The 2148-nt window shown below is 58.0% G+C and carries 2 protein-coding genes; both read left to right on the top strand.

The genetic code is table 11. The features are described 5' to 3' along the window. On the top strand, window positions 1-639 hold a 639-nt coding region (locus AB4043_RS23315; protein ID WP_442308237.1), incomplete at its 5' end, for a hypothetical protein. A 6-nt stretch (window positions 640-645) separates the two neighbouring features. After that, window positions 646-1893 carry an MFS transporter gene (locus tag AB4043_RS23310; protein WP_442303508.1) on the top strand — a complete coding sequence of 416 codons (1248 nt, stop codon included), beginning with the start codon at window positions 646-648 and terminating at the stop codon, window positions 1891-1893. Window positions 1894-2148 lie beyond the last annotated feature (255 nt).

The following is a 2148-nucleotide window of genomic DNA, read 5'->3' as shown; positions in this document are numbered from 1 at the left end:
GCACAACTGTCATCCACTGCGCACTACTTCGTCATGGTTCCTGCGCAACCGGACATTCACCTTCATCTCAGCACCGCACAGATGCCGGGCGTTCTCACCGTCTCGCAGAAGATGAATGCTGCTGTGGCCAAGAGCCTGGTGCAGACTCCGCCTGAGGGTTCCGGTGTCGACACCTTTGCCTTCTGGCTGCCCGAACGCCGGCCGAAGGCTCGCAACCTGGCGGTGAAGTTCCATCAGCCTCTCGCGCTCTATCGCCCTGCAAACGTGATCAACGGTCTCAATCGGCCATGGCGTGGAACCAATGCATGGACTCCGGCAATGGACGACAACGCACCGGCACTCACACTGCGCTGGGAAGAGCAGGTTGAAGTACGAAAGGTGTCCATCACCTTCGATACCGACTTCGACCATCCCATGGAATCGGTACTGATGACGCATCCGGAGCGGATTATGCCGGGATGCATTCGCGCCTTCCGCGTCTCCACGGCTGAGGGTGTAAGGTTGGCAGAGGTAACCGAGAATCACCAGACACAGTGGACTCTGGATCTGCCGGCGCCAGTCACCACTTCAGGCCTGCGTATCGATGTTCTGGAACATGGAGAGGCTCCGCCTGCAATCTTCAATGTGTCCTGCTTCTGAGGCGATATGACCAAACGCACGAATCCCTGGAGTATCGTTGCCCTGCTCTTCGCGGTAGCGGTTCTGAATTACTTTGACCGTCAGAGTCTTTCGGTCGTTGCTCCACGGATGCAAGCGGAGCTGCACCTCTCCGACGTCGGCTATGGACATGTGGTCAGCCTCTTCCTTCTGGCCTCCGCCTTTGCGTACGCGCTCTCAGGCTTCGTCTGCGACGCTCTCGGCACGCGCCGCTCCATGGCGTTGTTCGTAGCCTTTTGGTCAGCAGCGGAAGCGGCGACGGCGTTTGCCTCCTCCATTCTTCTTCTCGGGATCGCACGCTTCTGCCTGGGGCTCGGAGAGCCTGGACTGTGGGTGGCCGCCCCCAAAGCCGTGGGCGAGGTTCTGGACAAAGCTCGGCGCAGTCTTGCCGTGGGCATCTATACGGCCGGCGCAACGATGGGAGCGATCATCGCCATCCCCGCCATCCTGGCCATCACCACACATCTTCCCTGGCGCAGCATCTTTCTGATCGACGGAGCCATGGGGCTACTGTGGGTTCCTGTCTGGTTATGGATCTATCGGGACCAGCCACGCAGTGAGACTGCGACTCCAGCCGCAACGAATGTCTTTCGCGATGTCATCGCGCAGCCGCAGATGTGGCAGCTTTTGATCGCTCGCGGCATGACCGATCCGGTCTGGTACTTTTACCTCTTCTGGTTTCCCAAGTATCTGCTGAGCGATCGTCATCTCACCGCAAGCCAGATGGCTCACTTCGGATGGATGGTCTATCTGGCAGGCGGTATCGGCACCATCGTCGGCGGCTCACTCTCCGGCATGTTCATCCGCCGCGGTCTCGACCCGGGAGTCGCCTATCGCCGCACCATGCTCTTCTCAGCGTTCGCTGTATTGGTGAGCCCGCTCGCATATCTGAGTCCCGGCATCGGCATGACGATGCTGTTTGCCTCGGTCGTGGCTATGGCGCATATGTCATGGCTCACGAATCTTACCTCGACGCTGCTGGAGGTCTTCTCACCGCAACAGTTGGGACGCGCTGCGGGACTGATCGCCGCAGGCAGTGCCTTTGGAGGTATGCTTTCGAGCGAGATCATTGCTTACTGCCTGACGCATGGGGGCTATCGCCCGGTGTTTATTGCGATGGGCCTGATGCATCCGATTGCGATCGTGCTGTTGTGGACAGCCTTCAGGGCGAAGCCTCGGGGTGAGATGCAGGTACCGGTTGCAGGAGAAGCGCTTGTTGTGGGTGATGCGAACTAAGCGCATTGATAAATTCGGTTGATCTGAGGCAGTCAGAACATGGCTGAAGCTGGTGGGAGCAGCGGGCTTCAGCCCGCTGGTAAAGGTWTAAAAGTARATGGGCTTTAGAGTCTGTGTGAGTACTACTTGATTTTCGGAGTTATTTATACGAGAAGAGAGTATGTCACGTTATCTTCCCTATTCTCCAGAGCAGGGTTATCTTGTTCCGCCTCGCGTGGACGAAGTTCTGAGCGCGGATCATCTGTGTTTTTTCGT

Origin of the sequence: Terriglobus sp. YAF25 (assembly GCF_052113305.1) — a bacterium.
In the GTDB taxonomy this organism is placed as follows: Bacteria; Acidobacteriota; Terriglobia; order Terriglobales; family Acidobacteriaceae; genus Terriglobus.
The sequence above is the reverse complement of the archived record's forward strand: the minus strand, read 5'-3'. Positions and strand labels throughout refer to the sequence as shown.